We start from the raw sequence: 6102 nt of genomic DNA on the forward strand, positions 1-6102 counted from the left end.
ATAGTCGAGGACATGGCAAGCGACGTACGATGGCTCAACGACGACGAGCAGGCGCTCTGGCGCCTCATTCTCGCAGGTATGCGCAAGATCGACCGCGTCATGGACGACACGCTCCAGGCCTGCAGTGATCTGTCGACCTCCGAATTCTCCGTCCTCGTCTCCCTCTCGGAGGCCGAGGATCAGTCCCTGCGCCTGCGTGACCTGTGCGCCGGGCTCGAATGGGACCGCTCGCGCACCTCCCACCAGATCACCCGCATGGAACGCCGCGGTCTGGTGGACAAGCGCCGCAGCGAGGGCGATGGCCGCGGCGTCATCGTCTCGCTGACCGAGGAGGGCATGTCCCGCCTGCGCTCCGCCGCCCCCGAGCACGTCGAGGTGGTGCGCCGCATCATCTTCGACCATATGACGCCCGAGCAGCACGCCCAGCTGTCCTCCTTCATGCAGCAGGTCGTCGACGTGAACAACGTGCCCGGCCACCCGGACTACTGCGGCTCGCTCTACGACGACGCTGACGACGCCGACGACTCCGACTGCTGATCTCAGGGTTTTTTCGGGGATGTGCCCGATGGTGCGCGCCCGTCCGCGCGGCGACAATAGAGGTGTCAGCAACAGCAGCCACCTCTGAAGGAGCCCCCCGATGAACGACTTCAACACCCCGATGCACCAGCGCCGCCTCCACCGCTCGCTCAGCGACCGCTACGTCGCCGGCGTCCTCGGCGGCATCGCCGAAACCTACAACTGGAACCCGACGCTCGTCCGCCTCATCTTCATCGCGGTCTCCCTCATCGGCTCCGGCACCCCGTTGCTGGCCTATATCGTCGCCTGGTTCATCATGCCCCAGGAGTAGTTTATCGACGCCACAGCGCCCGTCTCCCACTGGGAGACGGGCGCTGCTGCGTGCGGATCAGAAGAAGTCGCGCGTGGCGTTGGGATGCTGCGCCAGCGGGGTGACCTTGATGTTCATGTACTTGTACATCGGGAACCCGGAGAGCACCTCGTGGAGGTGGTCGTTGTCGCGCACATCGTAGATGGAGTAGTTGGCGTACTCGCCGACCACGCGCCAGATCCCCTTCATCGTGCCCTCCTGCTGGAGGTTGCCCGAGTACTCCTTCTCACGGACCTGGAAATCGGCGACCTGCTCAGGGGTGAGCGACTCGGGGAAGGTGACATCCATGCGTGCCAGGAACAGCATTACGCGGCCTTTCTTGTCGGGGTTTGGTGATACTTCACCCTACCCGTGCTTATCGACGCCCTCCACCCAGCAGACCGCCCAGGATCTCACCGAGCACGCCGCCCGCGGACGGGGCCTTCGACTGGCCGCCGCCGAGCACCTGGCCGAGGATCTGCTCGAGAAGACCACCCCGGCTCGGTGCCTGCGCCTTCGTGTTTCCTGCGCCGCCCTGCTGCAGGCGACCGGCCAGCCACGACATGGCGATCGGCGCCAGGATCGGCAGCAGCGCACGGACGAGGCTGGTGCCACCGACGAGGCCGCCGAGCTGCTGCGCCACCTGGTCCTCCTGCTTGCCGAACACGTGGTGGGCGATCTTCGCGCCGTCCTGCGTGTCGATGTCATCCACATTGACCTCACCCTCGACGAGGTCGGGGTTGTGCGCATCGAGGGCAGTGGCCAGGGACTCGCGGCCCGCCGGATCCTGGGCGTTGGCACCCATGCCGGCCAGCAGCGCGGGGAGAACCTGCGCGGCGGCCTCACGGACCGTGGCCGGGTCCTCGCCGAGACGTGCGGCGATGGAGTCGATGGGCAGCTTGGACAGGAGATCGTTGATGTTATTTGTCATGACACCAGGATAGTGAAAAGGTGCGGTGGGTGGGGGTTGTTGGTCGGTGGGGGCGGAGGTGCTTCTCGGGTAGGATTCGGTGACCTTTACCCGAAAGCTACCTGCCCCGGGATGAGGAAAAATTCCGCGCCGTCGTGGGGACGATGGCGCGGGATTCGTTTAGAGGCGATTCGGCCTATTACACCAGCCCCCGTCAATTCCTCCTAGCGCGTGACTGTATCCAGTTCTTCACTATGGGGATGTGCGGCTTTGGCCTGACCCTTCTGGAAGGACAGAGCCTGTCAAGTTGTTTGTGTACGGGGTCCTAGATGATAGTTAAAGGTAGGGTTCGAAGCGATCAGGGTAAGCCACAGGCATCTGATTGATGGCCTGCTACCAGTTCGTCACCCGCCGGCCCTCAATCAGCCGGCCCCTGGTAGCCGCGACCCGTTTGCCATGTTTCGCTCGCTGGGAAGCCTGCTTGTCCTCGATATTGCAGATCATCAACCACCAGGTCTTGATCGCGGACTCATCGTTGGTGAACTGCACTCGATTCCGGGTAGCACTGTTCATCGACTCAATAGAGTTCGTGGTATAGATCACCCTTCTTGCCACGGGAGGAAACTCCAGGAACGGAACGAACCGATCCCACGCATCACGCCACACTTTGATTGACTGCGGATACTTTTCCCCCAGCCCAGAAGCCTCGAACTCTGCGAACGCCGCCAGAGCGGTGTCCTCCGTGGGAGCGCTATAGATCTTCTTCAGCTGGGCAGAAACGGCCTTACGGTCGCCGTAGGCCACCCACCGGTTGGCTGCGCTAATCGAATGGAAAACACAAGTCTGGACCATCGAATCAGGCCAGGTCGCTTCCACGGCGTCTGGCAGACCCTTGAGCCCGGAACAGCACACGATGAATACATCGTGTACTCCTCGGGTGGCGAGGTTGGTGCACACCTGGGCCCAGAACGAGGCTCCTTCCTCTTTGGCCAGCCAGATACCCAGGATGTGCTTGATCCCCTCCAAGTCCACCCCGATGGCCAGGTAGGCGGATCTGTTGACCAACCGGCCACCGTCACGGACCTTGATGCGCAACGCATCAAGGAAGATCACAGGATAGAACTCCTCTAACTGCCAGTTCTGCCAAACCATGACCTCGTCGAGGACAGCGTCAGTGATCGTGGAGATCGTTTTATGGGAGATGTCCACACCAATGGCGGTGGCCATGTGGTGTTGGATGTCCCTGACAGTCATACCGCCGGCGTAAAGACTGATGATCTGGTCGTCGACGTCGGTCAGGCGGCGATATCCTTTGGGCACCAACGTCGGTAAGAACGAAGCATCACGGTCCCGGGGAACAGCGACGTCAACCGGGCCGTAGTTCGAATCGACTCGCTTGAGGTAGGATCCACTATGGGATTTGGCCTGACCAGCTGCTTCCTTGCCATCTCAGTGGCTGTGCTGATAGCCGAGGTGGGCGTCCATCTCGGCATTGAGTCCGCGGTTGATCGAGGCCTGCAGCAAACCCCGGACGAAATTATTGGCATCAGTGGTGGAGGTAACAAGCTCGTCGATCAGCTTCGCCATCTCGGGATTGGCCAACAGCTTCTCCTCGATCGCATTAATCTTCGCGGAGTCTCCTGGGTTTCGTCGTGCCACGGTAGTCATTCTGGTTCATCTCCTTGATGTGAGGGGACTCCTTCACGCACAAAACGTCTGACACTCTTTCTTGCGGGTGTCAGCAAGTAGGGCAGACCGCAGTGTCCTTCCAGGAAGGTCAGGCCAAAGCCTCACATCCCCATAGTGAAGAGCCCCCAAAAAGTAAGGACTCAGTATCACACGCTGTCTCCAACCTACGCGGATCCGGAGGTTGACCTTGCCAATACCGAAACTTTGACGACACACACTCAGCTGGCCCGGCAGCTCACCCTCGGCGGTTCTTTGATGTATCCTGACTAGCAAATACACTTCGATGCCCTTCGGAAGAAAAGGAAAACGACTCATAATGGAACACGCAGGGGTTTATCTGACCGTAGATTTGGGAAAAGAGGAGTTTACCCTTACGGTTGACGGAAGCATTCCCAAGACAGCTCCATTTCCAACTGACGGCAAATGGACTCTATCCAACCGAGACTTTGTCGGAGCGATCTGCTCGGCAACCAATCGTGATCCGCATATCACAGGTGGGCACGACGAGTGGTGGCTAATCCTAAACGACGTTAAGGAGTTTAGCAAGAGGTACCGCGACCGCCATCCCGACGTCTTGAGGCTGGCACTTCTGTCAGGCAGCAATCCATATGAGGGAATGGACACTTATCTAAAGTCATATTTCGACCATAGCGGAAAAAGCGACGACGAAGGATATCGCCCAGGAGCCAGATATGGGCATTACGAATGGCTAGGCGGATCCGTTTCGGACGAAGATTTTGACGTACTTTCATCCATTGGCTCAATCATCGATTCGGGCAAAGAAGAAGGATATAAGGTCATTGGACCATGGGTCTTGCGCGCGATGACCGGACCTAAGGATGGAGAGTTTATAGTCGAATCCATAGCGCCAGCAACATTCAAACTGCCTCGAATCAAAACGCCAAAGTGGAGTTAGAGGGTACGCATCTTTCGCAACTGACGAACGTCAGAATTGAAACCTTTGCCGATTTTTCAAACACCTTTTCCTTCAATGGAATGGGCGTTTGAAAGCGCACGCCTGCACAACCTTCCCTGTTACGTCTTCGCCAATCCCGCGCGCAAGCTCTTAATCGCTCGAGGAAGCTCAGGTTGAGCCGCGACTGGTGCAGTTATGAAACATGCACAGCAGGTCAACAGGAGTAGTTAATGGGAGTCTCCACTATTCAGAACGTTTAATTATTGTCATTGATTTAACCGAAGCAAACCGATTCTTCCGCATTTGGACTGCGTTGATTTTAGAATAAAGTCCTCCGGAATGAATCAGTGACCGCAAGACGAATGTAATTCATGTTTCGGAACCCATACGCGATGCCCCGCAAGTGCTCGAGCCTGCCATTGTTCGCCTCGACCGGGCCGTTGGACGCCCCGACGTCGAAATTGTCGAGCACGTCTTCGCGTCGGCACCACAAGTCGGGGCCCAGCCTAGCAAGTTCCTCCAAACCCTACGGTCTGCCCTTCCGGATGGTGGTGATGGTGCCCTCCATCTTCTTTTTGCTTCTATCTCCTTCGGCTGCCCGTACCCGCGATCAGGTCTTGAAAGATTAACCACTCCACCTCCAAAGGCGCGTTATCGCCATTAGCGGCCCACAACATCTCCAGCCGCTGCGCGAGGTAAATCGTCCTAGTCAACAGCGCGCGACAGTACTCGTACTGCGGATTATCTTTCATTCTCCGTCGCCCGGTGTCCTCGCGTTGGGGTCGTTGCCGACACGACGCAAGTTTTTCGGCAGATAAATCCACGACGTGGAAGGGATACATCAACTCGATTGCCTTCCACAGTTGCTCATGACTGCGGTAACAAACCCGATGAACCGGTCCATGGTCGCCACCTGCACCTGCTCACGGAGAACCGCGGTCAGGTTCTGTCAGCCGTACGCTGCACCAGGGCGTTGCGCATCCGGGCGCGTGCCCAACAGGCGAGAAGGCCCTGTCCCGTCGACCAGCGGGGTGAGGTCGGCAAAGATCGGTCATAACCGGTGACGGTTGCCCTGGGCGTACTTCCACGCGTGCTCAATGACTCAGGGGATGACTACCCCATTCAAATGCGACGGGTTGGCGTAGACAATCTGGCGACAGAAGAGCCGTGGGTCAGACCACCAGTACTCACTGACCATCTTGCGGTTGTCAGCATGTAGGGCGGACCGCCGAGTCCTTCCAGGAGGGTCAGGCCAAAGCGGCTCTTCACGATTTAGAGTGCGTTGATCCGGTTGTGCAGCTGTCCGGAGTGGATCAGGGACCGCAAGATGTAGTGGTCGAGGTTGCGGAACCCCAGGGCGATGCCGCGTAGATGCTCGAGCCTGCCGTTGATCGCTTCAACCGGTGCGTTGGACGCCCCGATATCGAAGTACGCCAGGATGTCGTCGCGGCGACGCCACAAGGTACGCCCGAGTTGGGCGAGTTCCCCCAGCCCTGCGGGTAGGCCCTTACGCAGGGTGTTGATGATCTTTTCCATGAGCTTTTTGCCCTCCGACTTCTTCGGGTGCCCGTACGCCTGGATCATGTCCTGGTAGAACATCCACGTCACTTCCAGGGCCATGTAGTCGTCATCGGTGGCCCACAGCATCTCCAAACGTTGTTTCTGCCGCTGCGTGAGGTAGTTCGTCCTGGTCAATAGTGTGCGACGGTGCTTATACAGCGG

The 6102-nt window shown here is 58.7% G+C and carries 7 protein-coding genes and 1 pseudogene; 3 read left to right on the plus strand and 5 right to left on the minus strand.

Annotated elements, in window-relative coordinates; translation table 11 throughout:
• Positions 1 to 12 precede the first annotated feature (12 nt).
• A complete protein-coding gene (locus ACFPUZ_RS06380; protein WP_377000936.1) occupies positions 13 to 537 on the plus strand; it encodes a MarR family winged helix-turn-helix transcriptional regulator in 525 nt (174 codons plus the stop codon).
• A gap of 100 nt (positions 538 to 637) precedes the next feature.
• The gene (locus ACFPUZ_RS06385) at positions 638 to 847 is read left to right on the plus strand and encodes a PspC domain-containing protein (protein WP_377000937.1); all 210 of its coding nucleotides are present in this window, start codon (positions 638 to 640) and stop codon (positions 845 to 847) included.
• A 57-nt stretch (positions 848 to 904) separates the two neighbouring features.
• Here ACFPUZ_RS06385 and catC read toward each other — a convergent pair whose 3' ends face one another.
• The 3 genes and pseudogenes from catC to ACFPUZ_RS06400 form a co-directional block, all read right to left on the minus strand.
• Entirely contained in the window at positions 905 to 1192 is a 288-nt protein-coding gene (catC, locus tag ACFPUZ_RS06390) for a muconolactone Delta-isomerase (protein WP_377000938.1), read from the minus strand.
• A gap of 49 nt (positions 1193 to 1241) precedes the next feature.
• Positions 1242 to 1796 (minus strand): DUF937 domain-containing protein, encoded by a 555-nt coding sequence (locus ACFPUZ_RS06395; RefSeq protein WP_377000939.1) that lies wholly within the window; start codon positions 1794 to 1796, stop codon positions 1242 to 1244.
• Positions 1797 to 2168: 372 nt separating this feature from the next.
• Positions 2169 to 3443: pseudogene (locus ACFPUZ_RS06400) on the minus strand (IS256 family transposase).
• A gap of 304 nt (positions 3444 to 3747) precedes the next feature.
• Here ACFPUZ_RS06400 and ACFPUZ_RS06405 point away from each other — a divergent pair.
• Positions 3748 to 4380 (plus strand): hypothetical protein, encoded by a 633-nt coding sequence (locus ACFPUZ_RS06405; protein ID WP_377000940.1) that lies wholly within the window; start codon positions 3748 to 3750, stop codon positions 4378 to 4380.
• A 319-nt stretch (positions 4381 to 4699) separates the two neighbouring features.
• Here the strand turns inward: ACFPUZ_RS06405 and ACFPUZ_RS06410 are convergent, their stop codons facing one another.
• Entirely contained in the window at positions 4700 to 4852 is a 153-nt protein-coding gene (locus ACFPUZ_RS06410; RefSeq protein WP_377000941.1) for a transposase, read from the minus strand.
• 800 nt (positions 4853 to 5652) lie between these two features.
• Positions 5653 to 6102: transposase (locus tag ACFPUZ_RS06415; protein WP_377000942.1), on the minus strand; the 450-nt coding region annotated here is incomplete at its 5' end.

The organism is Corynebacterium nasicanis (assembly GCF_042658165.1).
Lineage (GTDB): Bacteria > Actinomycetota > Actinomycetes > Mycobacteriales > Mycobacteriaceae > Corynebacterium > Corynebacterium nasicanis.